Below are 22,959 nucleotides of genomic sequence, written 5' to 3' on the forward strand. Positions count from 1 at the left end.
GAAGGGGAATTCTGGCAAGCCGCCGGACTCTAGAACTGCTTTCGCGCCGCGTCCACCGCCCTCCCGGTCCGTCTCAGCCACCGGGACGCGACCCCGGAGGTGGGACCGACGTCCCGGATCCCGGGACATCTTGAGGGGTATTCGACCGTCACCGCCCGCCTGTGCGAGCGTATGGCCATCGAGGCACGGCGACCGCCGCAGCCACCGGACGACGGAGGAACGATGAGGGGATCGACGGTCACCGCCGAGCTCACCCTTCACGCCCGGGCCGAGACGGCCCGCCGATCCTGTCTGCCCGGCATGTGCACCTGTCGCCTCTCCATGCGCCGGTCCTGGACCCTCTGACCTCGTCCCGGTCCAGGACTATCCGGACGCGACCCCCGTCCCAACGGGTGGGGCGAGCCGCGTCCTGCGCCGAGCGCTGACCTGACGAGCGCCGTCCCCGCCGTCCCGGCGCGGACCCGTGGCAGCCGCGGGACCCGGCAGCCGCAGGACGCGGCAGCCGCAGGACGCGGCAGCCCCAGGACCCGGCAGCAGGACGCCGAGCTCCGGGACGCCGCATCCCCAGGACGCGCCGGATCAGGACGTGGCCGCCCTCTCGCGGGCGAACTGGTCCCCGACATCTCCGCGCGCCCCGGCCCGGACCGGGCCCAGCGCCGCACAACGACCCGGCCGCCCCACGGCCACCACGCCGCCGTACGCGGCCGCACCTCCCGCACCACCAGACCCCCGAGCAACCCGCCCGACCACATCCGTAGGAGCCCCCATGTCACCGGCGCCCCGCCGCATCCCCGCCCGCCCACGACAGGCGTTCACCGCCGTCACCGCCGTCGCGTCCGTCGCGATGCTCGCCGCCTGCAGCGGCGGCCAGCAGGGCGCGAGCGCCGCCGACGCTCCCGCAGGCGAGCCGGTGACCGGCGGGGAGCTCGTGTACCTGGAGTACCAGCCGCACACGAACCTCTACCCCCCGCAGGCCGGCTTCTACCCCAACGGAGGCCTCGTCAACAACATCACCGACCGGCTGACCTACCAGAACCCCGAGACGCTCGAGATCGAGCCCTGGATCGCCACGGACTGGAAGGTCAACGCCGACGCCACGGAGTACACCTTCAACCTCCGCGATGGGGTGACCTTCTCCGACGGGACCCCGCTCGACGCGGAGGCCGTCGCGAAGAACTTCGACACCTACGGCCTCGGCGACTCCGAGCTGGGACTGACCGTCTCGGAGGCGATCAACAACTACGCGGGCAGCGAGGTCGTCGACGAGGACACCGTGACCTTCCGGTTCGACGCCCCGGCGCCCGGGTTCCTCCAGGCGACGTCGACGATCAACTCCGGACTGGTCTCCGAGGCCACCCTCGACCGGAGCCTCGAGGAGTTCGGCGCCGGCAGCTCCACCGAGATCGTCGGCTCCGGCCCGTTCGTCGTCGCGGAGGAGGAGATCGGCACCCGGATCCGGCTCGAGGTCCGCGAGGACTACGACTGGGCGCCGCCGTCGCTGGAGCACCAGGGCCGCGCCTACCTCGACGCGATCGAGATCGTGGTGACACCTGAGGACAGCGTGCGCATCGGCTCGCTCACCTCGGGCCAGGCGGACTACGTGCGCTACGTCCAGGCCTACGACGAGGAGCAGGTCACGGCCGCCGGCATCAACCTCTACGCGCCGCAGACCCGTGGGGTGAACAACGGCCTGGCGCTGCGCCCGACCAACCCGCTGCTGAGCGACGTCCGCGTTCGCCAGGCGCTCCTGCACGGCGTGGACGCCCAAGAGGTCGTCGACACGGTCTACACGAAGAACTACTTGGTGGCGACGTCGCAGCTGAGCAGCAGCGCGCTCGGCTACAAGGACCAGTCCGAGGGCCTCGAGTACGACCCCGAGCTCTCCGAGCAGCTCCTCGACGAGGCCGGGTGGGTGCCCGGCGCCGACGGCATCCGCGAGAAGGACGGCGAGCGGCTCTCCCTGGACGTCTACGCCTCCAACGCCCAGCCCCTGTCCAAGCCGAACCTCGAGCTCGTCTCCCAGCAGCTCGCCCGCATCGGCGTGGAGCTGAACGTCAAGACCGCCGACAGCGCCACGATCACCGAGGCGTCCCGCGACCCGCTCGGCTCGCCGCTCTACCACTCGATGGTCGGCCGCGCGGACCACGACGTGATCAAGAGCCAGTTCCACTCCGAGAACCGCGACGTCCTGGTCTCGGAGGACAAGAACCTCGACGCCCTCCTCGAGGCCGTCGCCTCGGAGCCGGACCCGGCGAAGCGCGACGCCGCGTCGGGCGCGGTGCAGGACTACCTCACCGAGCAGGCGCTGTACATCCCGATCTTCGAGGAGCCCCAGGTCTACGGGGCGGCGCCGCACGTCCAGGGCGTCGGCTTCGAGTCGGTCGGACGCCCCGCGTTCTACGACACCTGGCTGAACCGCTGACCACTCCGCGCGGGCGGCGGCACACGCCGCCGCCCGCGCGCCCAGCTGGCACCGCCGGACAGCAGTGCCCGGCGGCCACAGCGAAGACATTCCCGGCCACGGCCGGAGTTCCGGCCCCGGCCGGAGAGAGGAGGGGGCGACGTGCGATACGTCGTCGGCCGCGTGGGTCAGGCAGCACTGGTCCTGCTCGCGGCGTTCACCCTGAGCTTCGTGCTGCTGCAGGCGCTCCCCGGTGACGCGCTGCTCATCAAGTTCGAGAACCCGGAGCTCGGGCTCTCCTCGGAGCAGATAGCGGACATCCGGCAGGCGTACGGCGCCGACGTCCCGCTGGTGCAGCAGTACCTCGACTCTCTCGCCGGCTTCCTCCGCGGCGACCTCGGGTACTCCGTCCAGTACGGCACGCCCGTCGCCAGGCTCCTCGCCGACGCCCTCCCGGCGACGGCGACGCTCGCCGCCGCCTCGTTCGCACTGGCCGTGGTTCTCGCCGTGGGGATCGCCGCCCTGTCCTACCTCACCCCGTTCGGCTGGGTGCGCGGGCTGCTGCGGTCCCTGCCGTCGCTGTTCGCCGCCGTGCCCGTGTTCTGGCTCGCGATCGTGCTGGTGCAGATCTTCTCCTTCCAGCTGGGGCTCGTGCCCGTGATCGCGCCCAGCCCGGCGCAGGCGCTGATCCTGCCCGTCCTGGCGCTCGCGGTGCCGATCGCGGCACCGCTGGCCCAGGTGCTGATCCGCAGCATCGACGACGTGAGCCTGCAGCCGTTCGTCGCCGTCGCCACCGCGAAGGGGGCCGGCCCGCGGTGGCTGCTCGGCCGCACGATCTCCCGCAACGCCGTGCTGCCGTCGCTGACCATCGCCGGCGTGCTGCTGGGCGAGCTGATCGGCGGCGCCGTCGTGACGGAGACGGTGTTCGGCCGCGCCGGCATCGGCCGCATCACCGAGCAGGCCGTCTCGCAGCAGGACATCCCCGTCCTCCAGGGCGTGGTCCTCCTCGCGGCGACCACGTTCGTCGTCGTCAACCTCGTCGTGGACCTGCTCTACCCGGTCCTCGACCCGCGCACCAAGCAGAAGGTGGGGCTGGCCGCATGACCACCATGAATCTCGCCGCAGGCGGGCCGGCCGCCGGCCCCGCTCCCGCCGCGACCGCCGACACCCCGCACACCGGGACGGGAGGCGCCCCGCCTGCCGGCGCCCCGCCCGCCGGTGGCGCGCCGGGCGTCCGTGCGGGGCTGCGCCGGCTCGACCCGACCCTCGTGCTCGCCGTCGGGGTCGTCGCCGTGGTCCTGGCCTGGGCTCTCGTCCCGGGGCTGTTCACGAGCCACGACCCCGTCGTCGGCGTTCCCGCGGAGAAGCTCCAGGCCCCGAGCGCGGCGCACCCGTTCGGCACCGATGCACTGGGGCGCGATCTGTTCGCCCGCGTGATCCACGGGGCGGGGGAGTCGCTGACGGGTGCGCTCATCGCCGTCGGCGTCGGGCTGATCGTCGGCACCGCCCTGGGCGTCCTGGCCGGGTCCGCCGGCCGGATCGTCGACGACGTCATCATGCGCGTCGTCGACGTGCTGCTGTCGGTCCCCGCCCTCCTGCTCATGCTGAGCATCCTCATCCTGCTCGGCTTCGGCACGACGAACGCCGCGATCGCGGTCGGCGTGAGCGCGGTCGCGTCCTTCGCGCGGCTGTCGCGCTCGGAGGTCGTGCGGGTGCGCCGCAGCGACTACGTCGAGGCCGCGTTCGCCGGCGGCGCGCGCTTCCTGCCCGTGCTGTGGCGCCACGTCCTGCCGAACTCGGTGGGCGCCGTCGTCGCCCTCGCCGCGCTGCAGTTCGGCACCGCCGTCATCGCGATCTCGACGCTCGGCTTCCTCGGCTACGGCGCCCCGCCGCCCACGCCGGAGTGGGGGCTGCTCATCGCCGAGGGGCGCAACTACATCGCCACGTCCTGGTGGCTCACCACGCTGCCCGGCCTGGTCCTCGTGGCCGTGGTGCTCTCCGCCAACCGCATCAGCGTCGCCCTGAGGAGGAGCTGACCATGTCCAGCACCGTCACCGCCCAGGCCTCACGCGTGGCCCGCCCCGGCACGACGGCGGAGCCCGCCGGCGCGGACGTCCCGCCCGCGCGTCCGGCCGTGCTCTCCGTCCGCGACCTCGTCGTCTCCTACCGGACGCGGTCGGCCACGAGAACCGTGGTCCACGGCATCTCCCTCGACGTCGCGCCCGGCGAGGTGGTCGCCGTGGTCGGGGAGTCCGGCTCCGGCAAGACGACGACGGCGCAGGCCGTGATCGGTCTGCTCGCCGGGAACGGGCGGGTCGAGTCGGGCGCCGTCGCCGTCAACGGGACCGACATCAGCGGCTGGAGCTCGCGCCGGCTGGAGTCCGTGCGCGGCCGGCGCGTGGGCCTCGTGCCGCAGGACCCGAACAACTCCCTCAACCCCGTCAAGACCATCGGGGACAACCTCGCCGAGGTGCTCCGCATCCACCGCTTCGGCTCGGCCGCGGCGATCCGCGCCCGCGTCCTCGAGCTCCTCGAGCGGGTCGGTATCCCCGAGCCGGAGGTCCGCGCACGCCAGTACCCGCACGAGCTCTCCGGCGGGATGAAGCAGCGGGTCCTGATCGCGGGCGCCATCGCCCTCGAGCCGGACCTGATCATCGCGGACGAGCCCACCTCGGCCCTCGACGTGACCGTCCAGCAGACCGTCCTGGACCTGCTCGCCGACCTCCAGCGCGAGCTCGGCACCGCCGTCCTGCTCATCACCCACGACCTCGCCGTGGCCGCCGACCGGGCCGACCGGATCGTCGTGCTCAAGGACGGGCGGGTCGTCGAGCAGGGCCCGACGGCGCAGGTCGTCTCGGACCCGCAGGCCACCTACACGCGCTCGCTCCTGGCAGACGCCCCGGCGTTCCGCACCCCGCCGGCGCAGGCGCGTGCCGCCACCGCCTCGCTCGTCGCGGCGGCCAGCGCGGAGGAACGCGCCGTCGTCGTCTCCGGGCTCGTCCAGGAGTTCGCCCGCGACCGCCGGGCCGGGGTGTTCCGCGCCGTCGACGACGTGAGCTTCGCCGTCGTCCGCGGCACCACGCACGCCCTGGTGGGGGAGTCCGGATCGGGCAAGACGACGACCGCCCGCGCGGTCGTCGGGCTCGGCCGGCCGACGGCGGGATCCGTCCTCGTCGAGGGGGAGGAGGTCACCGGGCTGCGGGGCGAGTCGCTGCGGCGGTTCCGCCGCGGCACGCAGCTGGTGTACCAGAACCCGTTCTCCTCCCTCGACCCCCGCCAGAGCGTCGTGGAGATCGTCGGCGAGCCGCTGCGCAACCTGCCGCGGGGCGAGCGGCCCGGCCGGGCCGCGCGCGCGGCGCGGGCCGCGGAGACGGTCGACCGCGTCGCGCTGCCGGCGGACCTGCTGCACCGCCGGCCCGCCGAGCTCTCGGGGGGCCAGCGCCAGCGCGTGGCGATCGCCCGGGCGCTCGTGCTCGCCCCGCGGGTCCTCGTGCTCGACGAGGCGGTCTCGGCCCTGGACGTCAGCGTCCAGGCGCAGATCCTCGACCTGCTCGGCGAGCTGCAGACCGAGCTCGGGCTGACGTACCTGTTCATCTCGCACGACCTGGCGGTCGTCCGGCAGATCTCCGACACCGTCTCCGTGATGCGGGCGGGGAAGGTCGTCGAGCAGGGGCGCACGGAGCAGGTCTTCGCCCGCCCGGAGCACGAGTACACGGCTGCGCTTCTGGCGGCCATCCCAGGGCGCGGAGCCCACCTCGCCGGAGCCGGGGCCCGCCCCGCCCCAGCTGCGGCTCACCCGACCCGGACCGACGAGCAGGAGCGAGACCGATGACAGCACGAGTGGGCATCTTCACCCGCATCCTCGACGACGCGCCCCCGGCGGAGCGCTACCGCAACGCGGTCGAGCAGGTCCGGCTGGCCGAGCGGCTGGGCCTCGACGCCGCCTGGGTGGCCCAGCACCACTTCGACGGCGAGGAGGGCGGTCTGCCGTCCCCGCTGGTGCTGCTGAGCCATCTGGCCGCGCTGACCGAGCGCATCCGGCTCGGCACCGCGATCATCACGCTGCCGCTCGAGAACCCGGTCCGGGTGGCCGAGGACGCCGCCGTGCTGGACGTGCTCTCCGGCGGGCGGCTCGAGCTCGGCCTCGGCTCCGGCGGGACGCCGAAGTCGTTCTCCGCGTTCGGGCTCGACGTCGCCGACAAGCACGCCGTGCACGCCGCGAACCTTGACGTCCTGCGGGACGCGCTGGTCGGCGGCGACCTCGGCGACCCGCGCAACCAGCTCTACCCGCCGGCGCACGAGCTCGCGCAGCGCCTGTGGCAGGCGACGTTCTCCGCCGCCGGTGCCGAACGGGCCGGTGCTGCCGGGGACGGGCTGATGCTGTCGCGCACCCAGCCGCGGCCGCCCGGCGACCCGGACGCCACGCTGAGCGAGATCCAGCACCCCGTGATCGACGCCTACCTCGCCGCCCTGCCCGCCGGGACCGAGCCGCGGATCCTCGCCTCCCGCACGCTGTTCGTCGCGGAGGACCGGCAGCGTGCCCGGGTCCTCGCCGGCGCTGGGCTGTTCCGGGCGGTCGAGAAACTGCGCGCGATCGGTCACGACCTGCCCGTCGACGATCTCGACACCGTCATCCGGCGGACCGACAGCTACGTCGGGACGCCGGAGGAGGTCGTCGAGCTCCTGACGGCCGACACGGCGCTCGCCCGAGCCACGGACGTCAGCTTCCAGGTGCACTCGATCGACCCGCCGCACGAGGACGTCCTGCGTTCCATCGAGCTCATCGCCACCGAGGTCGCGCCCGCCATGGGCTGGACCCCCGCACCGCTCGCCGTCGCCAACCTCTGAGGAGAGAGATGACCACCACGACCAACGCGGCCACGTCGGCCGACCCGACCCCGACCGGGCCGGGCGCTCCCGACGCGCCGAACGGCTCAGCACGAGAGACAGCCGAACCACCGGCCGGCGGAGCCGTCCCGGCCGAGCCGGCGGACGTCGTCGACCACCTGCTCGGCGTGCGGCCCGGTGACCGCCTGGACCAGATCCGTGCCGGGCGGCCGGAGGCGAGGGCGAACGCCCAGAAGGCCTACGAGGCGCTGCTCGACCCCGTCGACGCGTCGGACTTCTCGCGTGGCGAGCGGCTCGCCGTCGCCACCTTCGTCGTCGGGCTGCACGGCGCCGAGGACGTGCGCGGCTTCTACGCCGCCCGCCTCGGTGCCCAGGCGGGCGGCTCCGGCGTCGTCGACGCGGTGGAGCAGGAGAGCGCACGCGGGCGCGGCGCCGGGCCTTACGGGGTCTACCGGGAACCGGGGCTGGCGGGAGAGAGCGCGCCGGGCCCGGCGTACCGGGTGACGGACCGGTCCGCGCTGGGCGAGCGTCTGGCCGCCGCGCTGGAGCACGCTCACCTGCTGGTGCTGCGCCCCCGCGAGGCGACGCCCGAGGCGCTGGAGCGCCTGCTGGCGGCGGGCTGGTCCACCACGGGGATCGTCACGCTGTCCCAGCTGGTCGCGTTCCTCGCGTTCCAGGTGCGAGTGGTGCACGGGTTGCGCCAGCTCGCCGTCGTCGAGTCGGAAGGAGCCCACTGATGGCTGCCGAGAAGGTCACCACGTACCCGGAGCTCGACCGGCCCGAGGCGTTCACGCAGGAGAACCTCGGGTGGGTCCCCTGGCTGGACCCCCTGCCGGTCGAGGAGTTCACCGAACGGCACTGGGAGGGGCTGGTCGATCGCCGCCGGGCCGAGAACGCGTACTTCGCGCTGCTGGCCCGCGACCCGGAGGTGCTCGGGGCGCGCACCCGCACGGACAAGGACATCTTCTACAACACCGCCGGCGGGCTCCCGCGCGCCGAGCGCGAGCTGGCCGCGGCGGCGACGAGCCGGCTGAACGGCTGCGTCTTCTGCGCCTCCGTGCACTCGCGCTTCGCCAGCCACCACTCGCGCCGTCCGGACGACGTGCAGAGGCTTCTGGACGACGGCGTCGAGGCCGACCTCGACCCCCGGTGGAACGCGGTCGTCGCGGCGTCCGTGGCCCTGACCAGGACGCCGGTCGAGTTCGGCGAGGGTGAGGTCCGCCGCCTCCGCGAGGCGGGTCTCGACGACCTCGAGGTCGCCGACCTCGTTCACGGCGCCGCGTTCTTCAACTGGGCCAACCGCCTGATGCTCTCCCTGGGGGAGCCGGAGAACCCCGCGGCGCCGTGACCGGTCGTTCCTAGGAACGGTGAGCCCCGGCCGGGCGGGAGCGAGCGCGAGTCCGACGCCGTCCGCGGCGCGAGCGCGACGTGTCCCTCGCCGTCCGCGGCGCGAGCGCGACGTGTCCCTCGCCGTCCGCGGCGTGCCCGGCCGGGGCAACACGCCGTTCGTTGACATCTGAAGTACCGCTGCCCTAACGTCAACCCCAGGTCACGAGTACCAGTGCGCGCCTGACGGGTGCGCTAAGTCCCGGCTTGCTGGTCGGCAACCCCCCACGTGCGGGGGGTGCTCCGGATGAACGACCTGGTCCCGCAAGGGGCAACGGCACGCACCACCAGGTGCATGAGCACGAAGGAAACCGGAACGACATGACTGCGCACACGAGCCCCAGGCAGAACCGCTTCTCTGCTCGCCGCTCCATGTGCATGTGCATGTCGTGTTCGCGAATGTCCGCCTGAGACATTCCCCGCGATGCCCCGGCGCCGCTCCGCGCGCTGACGCATCACCCCTGACCTGAGACCCACGCCCGGGCGAGTGACACGCCTGCGGCGCGGACGTTCTCGGTCAGCCTCCTTCCTGCCTGCGCGCGACTGCGCGACGACACCTGTGGATGTGCACCATGACTGTCTCCCTGCTCCCCTCCCGTACCTCCGACTCCCCGCGTGCCACGATCGGTCTGGACCTGACCGGTCTGGGCGTCTCCACCTCCGCCACCGGGCTCTCCGCCGACCTGCCGGTGGAGAAGTGCGACCTGGCCCGACTCGCCTCCTACACCCGCGCCGCGCACCAGAGCGGCGTCGCCTTCGTCGCCCTCGGGGAGGACTTCCGGCTCCGCTCGGACCGTGCCGTCCGCCGCGACGACTGGCTGGACCCGGTGGTCGCCGCCCGCCGGATCAGCCCGCACGCTGGGGCCGCCGGGCTCGTCCCGGGCGTGCAGGTCGGCCGCGCCGACCTGGGTGTCGTCGCCGGTGAGCTGGCCCAGGTCTCCCGTGAGAACGGCACGTGGACCGGGCTGCAGATCGGCGGAGCCAGCGGTGACTCGCTCGCCCGTTCGCTGAGCGGCGTCAGCCGCTCGCTCACGAGCACCCGCGCATCGCGCGCCCCGCGGCCGCGTGTGGTGGTGTCCGTCTCCGCCGAGCAGGACGTCGTCCTTGCCGGTGAGCACGCGGACGTCGTGCGGATCCGGGAGCAGGACCTGGGGTGGGCCCGCGAGCTGCGCTACGCCGTTCGCGCCGCCGCCCGGGCCGCTGGCCGGGAGGACGACGTCCGCGTCCTCGTCGACCTGCACACCGTGGTCTCGAACGACCGCGCCAGTGCGACGGCCCGCGCCGGTCTGATTGCCGACATCGACGGCGAGAGTGCCCCGTGGGCGGGTGCGCTGCAGGCCTACGGCACCGTGGGGGACATCGTCGAGGTCGTCGAGACGTGGCTGCGCGCCGGCGCGGCGGACGGCTTCGTCGTTCTTCCCGGGTCGCTGCCTGCCGATGTCGCCGCGCTCCTGAAGGGCGTGGTGCCTGAGCTGCGGAGCCGCGGCCTCGTCGAGGAGCGGTCGGTCGCGACCCGTCCGACGGTGCGGCGGCCCGCCGAGGCGGCGCGGGCCCTGGGGGAGCGGCGAGCGCGGACCTTGGGTGCTGCTGCGCCGACCGTGGCTCGCCGTCGCCCCGACCGCCTCGCGACCGCAACCGTCGCCTGAGCACGCTGGTGGCCGCGACGGTCGCATGACCGGCTGGTAGCCACGACGGTCGTCCGACCGGCTGACAGCCGCGACGCGCGCCAGACGCCAGCCGGGACCTGACCGCACGCCGAAGGGCCGCAGATCAACGTCTGCGGCCCTTCGGTGCTGCGCCCGGGCGCGCGCGCGAGCGTCGATCCCAAGTTCGACGGCTCTCGCGTGGGACGCGGTCACGCGGCGGTGCGGATCGTGGTGATGGTGGTGCCGTCTGGTCGGGTGAAGGTCCAGTGGTCGCCGGTGCGTTCGATGGTGATGTCGTGCTGGTGGACGTGGTCGTGGTGGTACCAGCAGAGCAAGATGCCGAGGTGGGCAGCGGTGGGGCCGTGCTGGTCGTACCACCACAGGGAGTGGTGGATCTCGCCCTCGCCGGGTGGCGCGTGGCAGTCGGGGTAGCGGCAGGTGCGGTCGCGGGCGATGATCGCGCGGGTCTGGGCGGCGGTGAAGAGGCGCTCCTCGCGGCCGGAGTCCAGGATCTGGGAGTCGGGACCGAAGATGACGCGGTGGAAGTTGCCCTGGCAGGCCAGGCGGGCGAGGAGCTGGGGGGCGATGGGGGTGCCGTCGGCCAGGGTGGCGGGCTCGGTGCCGACCAGTGCGTTGTGGTCCAGGGCGGCGGGGATGACGAAGGTACCGGCCTGACCGGGGCCCGCGGTGCCGGGGGACGGGGCTGTTCCGGTGTCGAGGCCGAACGCGGTGCCGGGAGGGCCGGCCGGGCGCTGGTCCGCGGACTGGTCGGTGGTGCAGGTGGTGGGGCGGTTGGCGTCGATGAGGCGCCGCAGGGTGTCGTAGGGGACGTGGACCGCGAGGTGAGGGCGGATGCGTGCGCCCGGTTGGAGGATGCCGGCGTCGAGGGTGAGGCGGGCCAGAGATGTCAGGGCGTGGGCGCGGCGCTGGGCGGGGGTGCGGGGGTCGGTGGCGGCGGGGGTGCCGGTGCGGGCGTCCAGGGCGGTCTGGAGCGCCTGGCCGTTGGCGGTGCTGAGCCAGCCGGCGAGGTGGTAGCCGTCGGTGGTGGGGGCCAGGGTCAGGTGCTCGGCCTGGCTGTCGTGGCGGTAGGCGCGGTCGTCGGCGGCGGGGTCGGCGCGGTGGGCCCAGTGCTTGACGAGGTGGGTGAACTCGGTGGCGCCCAGGGTGGTGGCGTGGCTCAGGAGGAATTCCTCGCCGAGTTCGGGGTCGGTCAGGCGGGCACGGGTGGCGGGGGTGGCGGCAGCGTGGGTGGTCAGGGCGGTGGCGTGGTCGGCGCTGATACGCCCGGCACCCAGGGCAGCGGTGGTTCCCGGGAGGTGGTCGCGCAGGCGGCGGGCGGTGCGCACGGCGCTGTGGGCGGTGCTGTGGTGGCGGCCGGTGCGGGCGCGGTACCAGGCTGGGAAGGTGCGGGCGCCGGTGGTGGCCCACATGCCGTCGGTCTCGGCGGCGGTCAGGACGCGGGCGGTGAGCGCCTGGACGCGGCGGTGCAGGGCCTCGGTGGCGTCGACGGCGGCGAGGAGGTCGGCGGGGGGCAGGGCGGCCAGGTCGGCCCCGGCGAGGGTGTCGAGGTGCGCGGTGGCCGCGGCCAGTGCCGCTAGCACGGGCACCGATGCCTCGGCGAGCGGGCCGGCACCAGCGTTGGCGAGCGGGCCGGAACCAGGGTCGGCGAGCGGGCCGGCACCAGGGTTGGTGAGCGGGCCAGCACCTGGGTTGGCGAGCGGGCGGGGGTCCGACATGGGGCCTGGGTTCCGTCCTGGGCCCGGCGCGGGGGCGGGCGGGGGTGTCGTCATCGCGGCGGGCCTCCTTCGTCGTCGTCGTCCGGGGCTGATGCTCGGGCCGGCGGTCCGGGCATGTAGCCAGAATATCGAACGGACGTTCGAAGCAGCAATAGGAATGGCGTTATTCCGCCAAATCTGTGGACGGGGTGGCATCTCCGTCGCGTGTGGAGATCGGCCGCGACCGGAGCCGTCGTTCGAGGGCCGTGACCGGACCCGTCGTTCGAGGGCCGTGACCGGACCCGTCGTTCGACGGCCGTGACCGGACCCGTCATTCATCTACGGGACCCGGGTGGCGTGTGCAGCCCCCGCCTACGGCTCCTCGCGCCGGAAGACGATGATCAGCACGCGCAGGCCCAGCACCACAGAGACCACGAAGAGACCCGTCGCCAGGACGGTGTAGACGCTCGCCTCGTCGGTGACCATGGGCCCGCCGCGGACCGTGAAGAGCACCACCGACATCAGCCCGGTCGTCGCTGCGAGGACGGTGAGCAGGGAGCGGTGCACCAGGTTGGTCACCATCCGCCGGTCCCGGGGGTCCGCCAGCAGGCGCACGTTCGCGTTCAGCCGCCCGTGCTCCGCGGCGTCGGCCAGGCGATCGATCCGGTGGGGGAGCCGTCTCACGATGGGCAGGAGGGCGGTCAGCTCCTGCTCGACCGTCTCCCTCAGGCGGGAGGGGTCGGAGATGCCCGTCAACCGTGCCCGGCTCATCGCCTTCGCCTCGGACACGAGGTCGTAGCCGGGATCGAGCGCACGCAGCGTGCCGTCGAGCGTGGCCATCGCCCGGAACACCGCCGCGACCTCAGGAGGCACACCGAGGCGGAAGGCGTTGATGAGCGTGAACAGCGACGCGAACGCGGCGGTCCCGTCGGTCGGACCTCCGCTCGTGTAGCGGAGGATGAGAACACCGATGGCCTGCTCGAGGGCGCGCTCGTCGATCTCCTCGGGTCGCTCCACCAGCTCGAGCAGCGCGTCGGCCGCGGCCATGGAGTCCCCCGTGCCGACGCCGGCGAGGAACTGCCCCATGGCGCGGCGGGTCTGGGCGCCGAGCCGGCCGACCGAGCCGAGGTCCAGCATGCCGAGCGTGCCGTCGTCGGCCACGAGAACGTTCCCGGGATGGAGGTCGACGTGGAAGATCCCGCTCTCCAGCAGCTGGTCCATGACGGTCTGCAGCAGGGTGCCCGCGAGCTGCGCACGCACGTCGGGCCCCAGACGCGCAAGGGTGTGCTCCGCCCCGGTGAGCGGGACGCCGTCGAGCCGGTCCATCACCAGCACCCGCGCGGTGCACAGCCCGGGCACGGGCGTCGGGACGCGGATCCCGTCGCTGCCGGCGCGCTCGAGGGCGGCCGCCACGCCGCGCATGTTGTCCCGCTCGACGGTGAAGTCGAGCTCCTCGGTCAGTGCCGCGGCGAACCCCTCCGCCAGGTCGCGCAGGCCGATGCTGCGCCCCCAGTCGGTGCGGGCGTCGAGCACCGAGGCGAGCCGGACCAGGATGTCGAGGTCCCGTTCGACGTCGTGCTCGATCTCCGGCCGCTGGACCTTGACGACGACGCTCTCCCCGCTGGCCAGCCGCGCCGCGTGCACCTGGGCCACCGAGGCGGACGCCAGCGGCTGCTCGTCGATCTCGACGAACGTCTTCCCCAGGTCGTGGCCGATCTCCGTGCGGATGCGTGCGGCCGCGAGCTCCCAGCCGACGGGAGCGGCCTGGTCCTGCAGCAGCGCGAGCTCCTCGACGAACTCGGGAGGCAGCAGGTCCTGCCGCGTCGAGAGCTGCTGCCCGAGCTTGACGAAGGTGACGCCGCCGTCCTCGAGGGCCCTCCGCAGGGACCGGGCCAGATCGCGGCGCTCCGCCACGCTGCCCAGCGCGAGATGGCGACGACCCCGGAGGAACCGGCTCAGCCCGTGCCGCCACGCGATGCGCAGGATCTCCAGGTAGCGCCCCGACCGGCTCAGCCGCGAGCGCCCGCCCCGCCACAGGTCGATCGGCCCCGGGATCGAGCCGTCGGGCACGAGGACCTCGGCGGCGACCACGAGGACCATCGCGACGACGAACGTCGCCGCGCCGAGCAGGGCCACGTACAGCAGAGCCTCGGTGGTGACGGTGGTGCCGACCTCCGGCTCGGCCACGAGCGCGTCCAGGACCGGACGGGTGACGGCCAGCGCGACCAGGGTGGCGACGACGGCGCGCAGCAGTGAGACCCGTACGCCGAGGAGGCGCCGGACCACGAGGGTGAAGAGCGCGACCGTGAGGACGTACAGGATCGCGGCGGTGAGGACGAGGACGGGGTGCACGCGCCGAAGTCTGGCAGCGGTGGACCCGCGGACGCGCGGTATTTCCGACGACGCCTGACCGTACGACGGCGGCCCACTCCGGACCCGCGGCCGCCAGCTCACGCCCGCCGTCCCGGGATGCCTGCCACCCCGGCTGGTGCCAGCCTGGATCGCATGACCCGATTCGGCTACACCCTCATGACCGAGCAGGCCGGTCCGAAGGAGCTCGTGCGCCACGCCCAGGAGGCGGAGCGTCGCGGGTTCGACTTCGAGGTCTGCTCCGACCACTACTTCCCGTGGCTGGACTCCATGGGGCACTCGCCGTACGCGTGGACCGTCCTCGGCGCCGTCGCCCAGGTGACGGAGCGGGTCGATCTGATGACTTACGTGACCTGCCCGATCCTGCGGTACCACCCCGCCGTCGTCGCCCAGAAGGCGGCCACCCTCGGGGTGCTCTCCGACGGCCGCTTCACCCTCGGGCTGGGGGCGGGCGAGAGCCTGAACGAGCACGTCGTGGGGGAGCGCTGGCCGGCGGTGGGGGAGCGGCACGACATGCTCGAGGAGGCCCTGGTCATCATCCGTGACCTGCTCGACGGCGAGCGGGTGACCTGGGCGGGCGAGCACTTCCGCGTCGACCAGGCGAAGCTGTGGGACCTGCCCGACGAGGCTGTCGAGATCGCCGTCGCCGTGTCCGGGGCCCAGTCGGTCTCGCGCTTCTCCGGCATGGCCGACCACCTCGTGACGACAACCCCCGACGCCGACGTCGTCGCGGCATGGCGCGAGCAGCGACGGGAGGAGGGCCTGCCGGAGGGGCGCGCGATCGGCCAGGTGCCCGTGTGCTGGGACCCCGACGCCGACGCGGCGGTGGCCCGGGCGCACGAGCTGTTCCGGTGGTCGGGGCTCGGGTGGTCCGTCAACGCGGACCTGCCCACCACCGACGCGTTCGAGGCGGCGACGGCGGCGGTCCGGCCGGAGGACGTCGCCGAGGACATCGTCTGCGGCCCCGACCTGGACGCGATGGTGGAGGCCGTGGCCCCGTTCTGGGAGGCCGGGTTCACCGACGTCGCCCTCGTCCAGGTGGGCGGGGAGAGCCAGGACGACTTCCTGGCGACGGCGGCCGAGCCGTTGCTCGAGAAGCTTCGCTCCGCCGCGAGGTGACGTGCAGCGCGAGCTGACGCGCAGGAGGCCTCGCGGGTGACCGGGCCCGCGAGGGTGACCGGGCCCGCGGGTGACGGGGCCCGCGCGGGTGCGGCGCTGACGGCGCCGCGGCAGCGGTCAGGCCGTCTTCTTGGCCGGTGTCCTGCGGGTCGTCGTCTTGCGGGTCGTCGCCTTCTCCGACGCTGGCTTCTTCGGGGATTCCGCGGCAGCGGACCGAGCGGCCGTCTTCTTCTCCGCCGTCGCACGCGTGGCCGTCTTCTTCTCCGACGAGGATCGCGAGGCAGGCTTCTTCTCGGCCGTCGCCCGAGTCGCCGGCTTCTTGGCGGGGGCCTTCTTCGCCGTCGTGCGGGCGGCGGGCTTCGCCTCCTTCTCGGCCTCCTTCTCCTCAAGCTCCTTCTTCCCGGACTTCGTCTCGGAGGCGCCCGAGCCGGCGCGGGACCGGGCCGAGGACGAGCGGCGGCGCGCGGGCGTCTTCTCCTCCACGGCCGTCTCCGTCTCCTCCTCCTGGGCCCCGACTCGTCGCTCTCCTCCTCGGCGGGCTCCTCGGCCGACTTGCCGCCCTTCTTCCGCGACTGCTCGACGGACCGGCGCAGCGCCTCCATCAGGTCCAGGACCTGCCCGCCCTCCTCGGCCTCCGCCGCCTCGCCGAAGGTGGCCTCGGTGTCGAGCGCCTCGCCCTGCTCGAGCTTGGCGGTGACGAGCTGGCGGAGCTGCTCCTGGTACTCGTCGGTGAACCGTTCCGGGGTGAAGTCCGACTCGAAGCTCTTCACGAGCGCCGAGGACATCTCGAGCTCCTTGCTGGTGATGTTGACCTTCTCGTCCAGCCCCGGGAACTCCGCCTCGCGGACCTCGTCCTCCCACAGGAGCGTCTGCAGCACGAGGACGTCGTCGCGTACGCGCAGGGCGGCCAGGCGCGTCTTCTGCCGCAGGGTGAAGGTCACGATCGCGGTGCGCTCGGTCTGTTCGAGGGTCTGGCGCAGGAGCGCGTAGGACTTCGTGGACTTCGAGTCCGGCGCCAGGTAGTAGGCGCTGCCCATCATGATCGGGTCGACCTGGTCGGACGGGACGAACTCCTGCACGTCGATCTCGCGGTTCCGCTCGACCGGCAGCGCCTCGAAGTCCTCCTTGGTGAGCACGACGGTCTGCTGCCCGTCGTCGTAGGCCTTGTCGATGTTCTCGTAGTCGACGACGTTCCCGCAGATCTCGCACCGGCGCTGGTAGCGGATCCGGCCGCCGTCGGCGTCGTGCACCTGGTGCAGCGGGACGTCGTGGCTCTCGGTGGCGCTGTAGAGCTTCACGGGCACGTTGACGAGGCCGAAGGTGATGGCACCCTTCCAGATCGCGCGCACGACAGCTCCCTCCGACGACCGGCTGACCACTGGTGACAGTCAACCCGTGGCGTGACGTTCTGGCTACCGGAATGGTGCCGGTCAGAGGAACGCAGCGCCCGGTCCGCGGGCCGACACCTCGTCGTCGGGGTTGGACAGCGCGCAGAGGTCCAGGCTCAGGCAGCCGCAGCCGATGCAGCTGTCCAGCTTGTCGCGAAGCCGCTCGAGCTGGGCGATACGTGCGTCGAGGCGGGGGCGCCAGCCGCGTGAGAGCCGGGCCCACTCCTCCCGCGTGGGGGCGCGGTCACCGGGGAGCGTCGTCAGGGCCTCGGCGATCTCGTCGAGCGAGAGGCCGACCCGCTGCGCCGTGCGGACGAACGCCACACGCCGCAGCATCGCCCGCCGATACCGGCGCTGGTTTCCGGCCGTCCGCTCGGACCGGATCAGGCCGAGGCTCTCGTAGTAGCGCAGGGCCGACGGCGCGGCGCCCGATCGCTCGGCGAGCTGGCCGATGGTCAGCAGGGCGGGGGGCACGCCCGCAGCGTAGTTGACCTCAAGTCGACTTCACCTTGCATGCTCGACGCGACGGCACGAGGCCGTCGCGGGACGGACGGAGCAGGGCGTGGAGATGTGGTGGGAGCTGCACGGGTACCGGAGCCGGGACCTGATGGCGGAGGCAATGAGGTCGCGGGAGGTCCGGGTGAGCCGGCGTGAGCCATGGCGTGCGGGATCCGCACGGTTCAACCCGCCCCGCGGGCCGCGGACGTCGCAGCTGTGACCACGGGGCGGGTCAGTGGCCCGCCGTCCGTCCGGCGTCGTCCGCCGGCTGGTCCGTCGGGCTGGGCTGGTCCGTCGGGCCGGGCTGGTCCGTCGGGCCGGGCTGGTCCGCGAAGACCCGGATGCAGCAGCGACCCGCCCCGGGGTCCGCGACGATCCGCCGTCCGCAGCCCGGCACCCCCTGCGCGACGCCGTCGAGCAGCTGGTAGTTGAGCTCGCAGACCAGCTCCGTGTGCTGCTGGGCGAGGCGGTGGAACGGGCAGTTGCCCATGACGACGCCGCCCGCGGCGTCCGGCCGCGGCTCGTAGCCGCCCGCGACGAGCGCGGCGTCGAAGTCGCCCGCGCGCTGCCCGGCCTCGCGCCCAGTCTCGGCGGCCACACGCCGCAGCACGTCGCGCACGGGACGCCGGCTCTCGGCGGCCTCGGCGATGGCGCGGGCGAAGATGTCCGCGGCCAGCTCGTAGTTCCGTTCGGGGACCGAGACCGTCACCTCGGCGGCAGAGCGGACGTAGTACTTCGTCGGTCGGCCTGCACCGGGGCCTGAGCGGCCGGCGGGCCGGCGGAACTCCACCGTGAGCAGACCGGCCTCGGCGAGCCTGTCGAGGTGGAAGGCCGCGGTGCTCCGGCTGATGCCCAGTGCCGCGGCGGCGTCGTCCCGGCTCGTCGGGGCGTCCCGGCTGCCGACGAGGTTGTAGAGCGCTCGCGGGGTGGGGTCCCCGACAGCGGAGACGGCGGCGGCACGGTCGGTGCGTGGCTTCTGCGGCACCCCTCCATCATACGCTTCTAAAAACAAGATTGCTTGACGTAAGACTGTTGCCGCTCCTACGGTCGAACCAGGACCAAGGAGGTGGCTGACGATGACGACACGCAGCTCCGTGCCGGGCGGTGAGCTCTGATGGCCGCGATCACGCTCGCGACCGAGGCGCCGGGCCCTGCAACCTTCGTGAGGACGGCGCCCATGACGACGGCGGTCACGGCTCCGCCCCCGCCCCGGGAGATCGACCTCGTGCGGGCACGCACCGCCGTCGCCGAGCTCCTGGAGGCGCTGGGCCGCGGCACCGACTCCGAGCACCTCGCCGACACGCCGCGCCGGGTGGCCGACGCCCTGGCGGAGCTCCTCACGCCCCGGCCGTTCGAGCTGACCACCTTCCCCAACGACGAGGGCTACGACGAGCTGGTCCTCGTCCGCGACGTCCCGTTCCACTCCCTGTGCGAGCACCACCTGCTGCCGTTCCACGGCGTCGCCCACCTGGCGTACCTGCCCGGCGAGCGGATCGTCGGGCTCTCCAAGCTCGCGCGCGTCCTCGAGCACTTCTCCCGGGACCTGCAGGTCCAGGAACGTCTCACCCAGCAGGTGGCCGACCTCCTCCAGCAGCGCCTGCGCCCGCGCGGCGTCGGCGTCGTGCTGGAGGCCGAGCACCTGTGCATGTCCCTGCGCGGCGTCGCCGTCACCGGCTCGCGCACCGTCACCTCCGCCCTGCGCGGCACCCTGCGGGAGGACCCGCGCTCGCGGGCGGAGTTCCTCGCCCTGGTCGGGGCGGGCACCGCCGTCCGGTCGTACCCCCGCTGAGCTCCGGCCTGCCGGCCGGTGATCCGAGAGGAAGTCGTCATGTCGCACCGAGGGATCGTCATCGTGGGTGCGGGGCTCGCCGGCGCCCGCGCCGCGCAGACCCTGCGCGAGGAGGGCTACGGCGGGCCGGTCCACCTCGTGGGCGAGGAGCAGGAGCGGCCCTACGAACGCCCGCCGCTGTCAAAGGAGTACCTGAGCGGCACCGCCGAGCGGGAGGCCGGCTTCGTCCACCCGGAGGGCTGGTACGCCGAGCACGACGTCGAGCTCCACCTCGCCCACCGCGCCACCGCGCTCGATCTCGCCGGCCGCACAGTGGCCCTCGGGGGCGGCGCGCGCCTGCCGTTCGACCGGGTGCTTCTGGCCACCGGCGCCCGCTCGCGGCGCCTGCACGGTCCCGGGTCGGGAGAGGGGCTCGCCGGGGTGCACTACCTGCGCACCCGCGTCGAGTCGGACGCGCTGCGCGCGGAGATCGCCGACGGCGGCCGCCGGGTCGTCGTCGTCGGAGCCGGCTGGATCGGGCTCGAGGTGGCTGCCGCGGCCCGCACCTACGGCAACGACGTGGCCGTCCTCGGCCGGGAGACCGTGCCGCTGAACGCCGCGCTCGGCGACGAGCTCGGAGCCGTCTTCGGAGACCTGCACCGCCGCCACGGGGTGGACCTGCGCATGCGCACCGCCGTCGCCGGGATCTCCGGCGCGTCCGGCCGGGTCACCGGCGTCGAGCTCGCGGGCGGCGAGACCGTCCCGGCCGACGTCGTCGTGGTCGGGATCGGCGCCGTCCCGAACGACGAGCTGGCGACGGAGGCGGGTCTGCAGGTCGACGGCGGGGTCGTCGTCGACGAGCACCTGCGTTCCTCCCACGCCGACGTCTTCGCCGTCGGCGACGTCGCCAGGGCCTACCACCCCGCGCTCGGCCGGCACCTGCGCGTGGAGCACTGGGCCAACGCCCTCAACGCCGCGCCGATCGCCGCCCGGGCGATGCTCGGCCAGGACGTGGTGGACGACCTCGTGCCCTACTTCTACACCGACCAGTACGACCTCTCGATGGAGTACTCGGGGTACTTCGACCTGGCCCGGCACGCGGAGGTGGTCTACCGCGGCGACCCGGGCGGCGGGGCGTTCGTCGCGTTCTGGCTGGTGGGGGAGACGGTGGTCGCCGGCATGAACGTCAACGTCTGGGACGTCAGCCCGGCGATCGAGCGGCTCGTCCGGTCCGGCGCCCCGGTCGACCGCGGGATGCTGGCGGACGCTGCAGTCCCGCTGGACGATCTCGCTCCGCAGCCCGCGGCCTGACGGGAGTCGTCACGTGCACCGGCCCCGCGACCTCCACCTCGACGACCACGTCGCGGTGATGGCGATTATCAACCGCACGCCGGACTCCTTCTACGACGGCGGCCGCACCTTCGCCCTCGACGCCGCCGTCGCCGCGGCTCTGCGCGCCGTGGCGGACGGGGCCGACTGGGTCGACGTCGGGGGCGTGCCCTTCTCCCCGGACACGCCGCCCGTACCCCTCGCCGAGGAGCTGGACCGGGTGCTGCCGGTCGTGGCGGCCGTGCGCGCCGTCTCCGACGTCGTCGTCTCCGTCGACACCGCCCGGCCCGAGGTCGCCGCCGCGTGCGTCGCCGCCGGCGCCGACGTCGTCAACGACACCTCCGGGCTGCGCGACGCGGCGATGGTCGAGGTGGTCGCCGCCACCGGCGCGAACGTCGTCGTCGCACACTCCCTCGCCGCGCCGCACACCCCTCACCCCCGGCCGGTGTACGGCGACGTCGTCACCGAGGTCGCCGACTTCCTGCGTGGCCGGGTCGAGCGAGCGCTGGCCGCCGGTGTCGCGGGCGACCGGATCGTGGTCGACCCGGGGCACGACCTCAACAAGAACACCGACCACTCGCTCGAGCTGACCCGGCGGCTCCGCGAGATCGCCGCGCTCGGGTGGCCCACGCTCGTGGCGCTCTCCCGCAAGGACTTCGTGGGGGAGGCCCTGGGGCGCCCGAAGGAGGACCGCCTGGCCGGCTCGCTCGCCGCCGCGGCGCTGTGCGTGGCGGCCGGGGCGCGCGTGGTCCGCACCCACGACGTCGCCGCGACCGTCGACGCCGTCCGGCTCACCGAGGCGGTGCTCGGGCGGCGCGCGCCGGTCGAGCACCGGCACAACCGCTGAGGGACACCGCCGCGAAGACCGGCACACCACATGAGGAGCAAGAGTGTTCGATCCCGAGGAGCTGGTGCGCCGCTACGCGGTCGCGGACCGCGCAGCGTGGCACCTGCGCGTGAACTTCATCGCCAGCCTCGACGGCGCGGCCACCCACGAGGGCCTGTCCGGCGGCCTCAACAACGCCGACGACAAGCAGGTCTTCGACACCCTGCGCATGCTCGCCGACGTCGTCCTGCTCGGTGCGGGGACGCTGCGAGCCGAGGGGTACGGGGCGATGCGCCTGGACGACGACGCCGTGGCCTGGCGGGTGGCGCACGGCCTGCCCGCCCACCCGGTCCTCGCCGTCGTCTCCTCCCGTCTCGCGCTCGCGCCGGACCACGCGGCGCTCGCGGACGCGCCGGTCCGGCCGCTCGTCCTCACCCACGAGGCGTCCCCGGCCGGCGCGCGGCTGGCGCTGTCGGAGGTGGCCGACGTCGTGCCGTGCGGGGAGGACGCCGTGGACGTCGGTCTCGTCCGGGCGGCGCTGGAACGGCGCGGTCTGTCCCAGGTGCTGTGCGAGGGCGGCCCGCGCCTGCTCGGCGCGCTCATCGAGGCCGACGCCGTGGACGAGCTGTGCCTGACGCTCAGCCCCGTCCTCGAGGGCGGCGCGGCCGGGCGCATCGCGGCGGGCGGTGCGCAGGCGACCCGGCGGATGCGGCTGGGCCACGTCCTCACCGCCGGCGACATGCTGATGCTGCGCTACCTGCGCGACGGCAGCTCCGCGTAGGCCACCAGGCGCTCGGCGAGCTCGGCCGGCCGGGAGAGGTAGGCGCAGTGGCTGCCCGGCATCTCGTCCGCCTCGACCCCGAGCCGCTCGCGCGCGAGACCTCGGAGGAACGACGGCGGGAAGACCCTGTCGTCGGCCAGCAGGAGGAAGGACGTGGGCACGTCCGGCCATGCGCTCAGCGGCCACGGCTCGGACATGACCCGGCCGGCCTGGTCGCGTGAGCGGCGCAGGGCCTCGGCCGCGAGGGCGGGATCGAGGTCGTGCATGAAGGTGGCGATCTCCGCCGCGCGCGGATCCTCGTCCGCGCCGGCTCGGTCGACACCGGCGTCGTCGTCGCGACTAGCATCGTCGTGACCGGCTCTGTCGTCGCGACCCGCTCCGTCGTCGTGAGCCGCGTCGCGCTCGCCGACCGCCGCCCGGTAGCCGCTCGTCTCCCACCACTCGCCGGCGGTCTCGCCGGGCGCCGGCACCATGGCCGCCACGAGGACGAGGCGCCGGACCGGGATGCGTGCGGCGACCAGCGGCGCCACGAACCCGCCGAGGGAGTGCGCCACCAGGACGACGTCGCCGGGTGCCGTCCGGGACCCTGCGGCACCGGTGACATTCCCGAACCCCGCGGCACCGGTGGCGCTCCCGGCCCCGTCACCGCCGGAAGCGGCCCCGGCCCCGGCGGAACCGGTCGCGGCGTTGACGGCCGCCACCACGGTCTCGGCGTACTGCTCCAGGCCGGCGGACTCGTCGTCGCCCGGCAGGTCGACCGCCACCACGTCGTGACCGCGGGCGATCAGCTCCGCGCGGACCAGGTGCCACTCCCAGGCCGACCCGCCGGCGCCGTGCACGATCGCGAAGGTCGTCCTCGGCACGTCGCGAGAACCGGTGCGCAC

General features: G+C 73.8%; 19 protein-coding genes, 1 pseudogene and 1 riboswitch. Of the genes and pseudogenes, 13 read left to right on the top strand and 7 right to left on the bottom strand.

Annotated features, from left to right (window positions below; translation table 11 throughout):
* Window positions 1-766 precede the first annotated feature (766 nt).
* The 8 genes from ABD774_RS08820 to ABD774_RS08855 all read left to right on the top strand — a co-directional run bounded on the left by ABD774_RS08820 (window position 767) and on the right by ABD774_RS08855 (window position 10,281).
* Window positions 767-2,422, top strand: a complete 1,656-nt coding sequence (locus tag ABD774_RS08820; protein WP_345039983.1) for a TIGR04028 family ABC transporter substrate-binding protein — start codon at window positions 767-769, stop codon at window positions 2,420-2,422.
* 141 nt (window positions 2,423-2,563) lie between these two features.
* On the top strand, window positions 2,564-3,505 hold the full coding sequence (locus tag ABD774_RS08825; protein ID WP_345039985.1) for an ABC transporter permease: 942 nt from the start codon (window positions 2,564-2,566) through the stop codon (window positions 3,503-3,505).
* A 5-nt stretch (window positions 3,506-3,510) separates the two neighbouring features.
* Complete coding sequence (locus tag ABD774_RS08830) at window positions 3,511-4,437, top strand: ABC transporter permease (protein WP_486327287.1); 927 nt, start codon at window positions 3,511-3,513, stop codon at window positions 4,435-4,437.
* Window positions 4,438-4,439: 2 nt separating this feature from the next.
* Window positions 4,440-6,233: a dipeptide ABC transporter ATP-binding protein gene (locus tag ABD774_RS08835; protein ID WP_345039991.1), complete on the top strand. Its 1,794-nt coding sequence runs from the start codon at window positions 4,440-4,442 to the stop codon at window positions 6,231-6,233.
* Window positions 6,230-7,249, top strand: a complete 1,020-nt coding sequence (locus tag ABD774_RS08840) for a putative FMN-dependent luciferase-like monooxygenase (protein ID WP_345039993.1) — start codon at window positions 6,230-6,232, stop codon at window positions 7,247-7,249. Before ABD774_RS08835 ends, ABD774_RS08840 begins: the two co-directional genes overlap by 4 nt.
* A gap of 8 nt (window positions 7,250-7,257) precedes the next feature.
* Complete coding sequence (locus ABD774_RS08845; protein WP_345039995.1) at window positions 7,258-7,986, top strand: CMD domain protein; 729 nt, start codon at window positions 7,258-7,260, stop codon at window positions 7,984-7,986.
* Complete coding sequence (locus ABD774_RS08850; protein WP_345039997.1) at window positions 7,986-8,597, top strand: alkylhydroperoxidase domain protein; 612 nt, start codon at window positions 7,986-7,988, stop codon at window positions 8,595-8,597. The genes ABD774_RS08845 and ABD774_RS08850 overlap by 1 nt, the downstream gene beginning before the upstream one ends.
* 199 nt (window positions 8,598-8,796) lie before the next feature.
* A riboswitch (SAM riboswitch) is annotated at window positions 8,797-8,919 on the top strand.
* A 288-nt stretch (window positions 8,920-9,207) separates the two neighbouring features.
* A complete protein-coding gene (locus ABD774_RS08855; protein WP_345040000.1) occupies window positions 9,208-10,281 on the top strand; it encodes a hypothetical protein in 1,074 nt (357 codons plus the stop codon).
* Between the two features lie 209 nt (window positions 10,282-10,490).
* Here ABD774_RS08855 and ABD774_RS08860 read toward each other — a convergent pair whose 3' ends face one another.
* Window positions 10,491-12,017 carry an HNH endonuclease signature motif containing protein gene (locus ABD774_RS08860; protein ID WP_345040002.1) on the bottom strand — a complete coding sequence of 509 codons (1,527 nt, stop codon included), beginning with the start codon at window positions 12,015-12,017 and terminating at the stop codon, window positions 10,491-10,493.
* Window positions 12,018-12,368: 351 nt separating this feature from the next.
* On the bottom strand, window positions 12,369-14,348 hold the full coding sequence (locus ABD774_RS08865) for an ABC1 kinase family protein (RefSeq protein ID WP_345040005.1): 1,980 nt from the start codon (window positions 14,346-14,348) through the stop codon (window positions 12,369-12,371).
* A gap of 153 nt (window positions 14,349-14,501) precedes the next feature.
* Between ABD774_RS08865 and ABD774_RS08870 the strand changes: the two genes are divergently transcribed.
* A complete protein-coding gene (locus tag ABD774_RS08870; protein ID WP_345040007.1) occupies window positions 14,502-15,485 on the top strand; it encodes a TIGR03557 family F420-dependent LLM class oxidoreductase in 984 nt (327 codons plus the stop codon).
* 117 nt (window positions 15,486-15,602) lie between these two features.
* Here the strand turns inward: ABD774_RS08870 and ABD774_RS08875 are convergent, their stop codons facing one another.
* From ABD774_RS08875 to ABD774_RS08890, 4 genes and pseudogenes are all read right to left on the bottom strand, one after another.
* Window positions 15,603-15,968: a hypothetical protein gene (locus ABD774_RS08875; protein ID WP_345040008.1), complete on the bottom strand. Its 366-nt coding sequence runs from the start codon at window positions 15,966-15,968 to the stop codon at window positions 15,603-15,605.
* Between the two features lie 155 nt (window positions 15,969-16,123).
* Window positions 16,124-16,864, bottom strand: a pseudogene (gene ku / locus ABD774_RS08880) (non-homologous end joining protein Ku); the annotation flags it as partial.
* Between the two features lie 51 nt (window positions 16,865-16,915).
* Entirely contained in the window at window positions 16,916-17,347 is a 432-nt protein-coding gene (gene soxR, locus ABD774_RS08885; protein ID WP_345040010.1) for a redox-sensitive transcriptional activator SoxR, read from the bottom strand.
* Between the two features lie 256 nt (window positions 17,348-17,603).
* Window positions 17,604-18,356: a helix-turn-helix transcriptional regulator gene (locus ABD774_RS08890; RefSeq protein ID WP_345040013.1), complete on the bottom strand. Its 753-nt coding sequence runs from the start codon at window positions 18,354-18,356 to the stop codon at window positions 17,604-17,606.
* Window positions 18,357-18,548: 192 nt separating this feature from the next.
* Between ABD774_RS08890 and folE the strand changes: the two genes are divergently transcribed.
* The 4 genes from folE to ABD774_RS08910 are packed head-to-tail and all read left to right on the top strand — an operon-like array spanning window position 18,549 to window position 22,075.
* Entirely contained in the window at window positions 18,549-19,160 is a 612-nt protein-coding gene (gene folE, locus ABD774_RS08895; RefSeq protein WP_345040014.1) for a GTP cyclohydrolase I FolE, read from the top strand.
* A 39-nt stretch (window positions 19,161-19,199) separates the two neighbouring features.
* Window positions 19,200-20,450 carry an NAD(P)/FAD-dependent oxidoreductase gene (locus tag ABD774_RS08900; RefSeq protein ID WP_345040016.1) on the top strand — a complete coding sequence of 417 codons (1,251 nt, stop codon included), beginning with the start codon at window positions 19,200-19,202 and terminating at the stop codon, window positions 20,448-20,450.
* A 58-nt stretch (window positions 20,451-20,508) separates the two neighbouring features.
* Window positions 20,509-21,315, top strand: coding sequence for a dihydropteroate synthase (folP, locus tag ABD774_RS08905; protein ID WP_486327288.1), 807 nt, complete (start codon window positions 20,509-20,511; stop codon window positions 21,313-21,315).
* Window positions 21,316-21,358: 43 nt separating this feature from the next.
* A complete protein-coding gene (locus tag ABD774_RS08910; RefSeq protein WP_345040020.1) occupies window positions 21,359-22,075 on the top strand; it encodes a pyrimidine reductase family protein in 717 nt (238 codons plus the stop codon).
* On the opposite strand, the gene ABD774_RS08915 is transcribed toward ABD774_RS08910, so the two are convergent.
* Window positions 22,048-22,959 carry an alpha/beta fold hydrolase gene (locus tag ABD774_RS08915; RefSeq protein WP_345040023.1) on the bottom strand — a complete coding sequence of 304 codons (912 nt, stop codon included), beginning with the start codon at window positions 22,957-22,959 and terminating at the stop codon, window positions 22,048-22,050. The two genes, ABD774_RS08910 and ABD774_RS08915, sit on opposite strands and share 28 nt — an antisense overlap.

It is taken from the genome of Georgenia daeguensis, assembly GCF_039537705.1.
In the GTDB taxonomy this organism is placed as follows: domain Bacteria; phylum Actinomycetota; class Actinomycetes; order Actinomycetales; family Actinomycetaceae; genus Georgenia; species Georgenia daeguensis.

What these genes read in the sequence shown, in the direction of transcription:
- ABD774_RS08820 (WP_345039983.1), top strand. Translation starts at nt 767, where the DNA reads ATGTCACCGGCGCCCCGCCGCATCCCCGCCCGCCCACGACAGGCGTTC.
- ABD774_RS08845 (WP_345039995.1), top strand. Translation starts at nt 7,258, where the DNA reads ATGACCACCACGACCAACGCGGCCACGTCGGCCGACCCGACCCCGACC.
- folE (WP_345040014.1), top strand. Translation starts at nt 18,549, where the DNA reads ATGACGACGGCGGTCACGGCTCCGCCCCCGCCCCGGGAGATCGACCTC.
- ABD774_RS08900 (WP_345040016.1), top strand. Translation starts at nt 19,200, where the DNA reads ATGTCGCACCGAGGGATCGTCATCGTGGGTGCGGGGCTCGCCGGCGCC.
- ABD774_RS08840 (WP_345039993.1), top strand. Translation starts at nt 6,230, where the DNA reads ATGACAGCACGAGTGGGCATCTTCACCCGCATCCTCGACGACGCGCCC.
- ABD774_RS08850 (WP_345039997.1), top strand. Translation starts at nt 7,986, where the DNA reads ATGGCTGCCGAGAAGGTCACCACGTACCCGGAGCTCGACCGGCCCGAG.
- ABD774_RS08835 (WP_345039991.1), top strand. Translation starts at nt 4,440, where the DNA reads ATGTCCAGCACCGTCACCGCCCAGGCCTCACGCGTGGCCCGCCCCGGC.
- ABD774_RS08860 (WP_345040002.1), bottom strand. Translation starts at nt 12,017, where the DNA reads ATGTCGGACCCCCGCCCGCTCGCCAACCCAGGTGCTGGCCCGCTCACC.
- ABD774_RS08855 (WP_345040000.1), top strand. Translation starts at nt 9,208, where the DNA reads ATGACTGTCTCCCTGCTCCCCTCCCGTACCTCCGACTCCCCGCGTGCC.
- ABD774_RS08870 (WP_345040007.1), top strand. Translation starts at nt 14,502, where the DNA reads ATGACCCGATTCGGCTACACCCTCATGACCGAGCAGGCCGGTCCGAAG.
- ABD774_RS08830 (WP_486327287.1), top strand. Translation starts at nt 3,511, where the DNA reads ATGAATCTCGCCGCAGGCGGGCCGGCCGCCGGCCCCGCTCCCGCCGCG.
- folP (WP_486327288.1), top strand. Translation starts at nt 20,509, where the DNA reads ATGGCGATTATCAACCGCACGCCGGACTCCTTCTACGACGGCGGCCGC.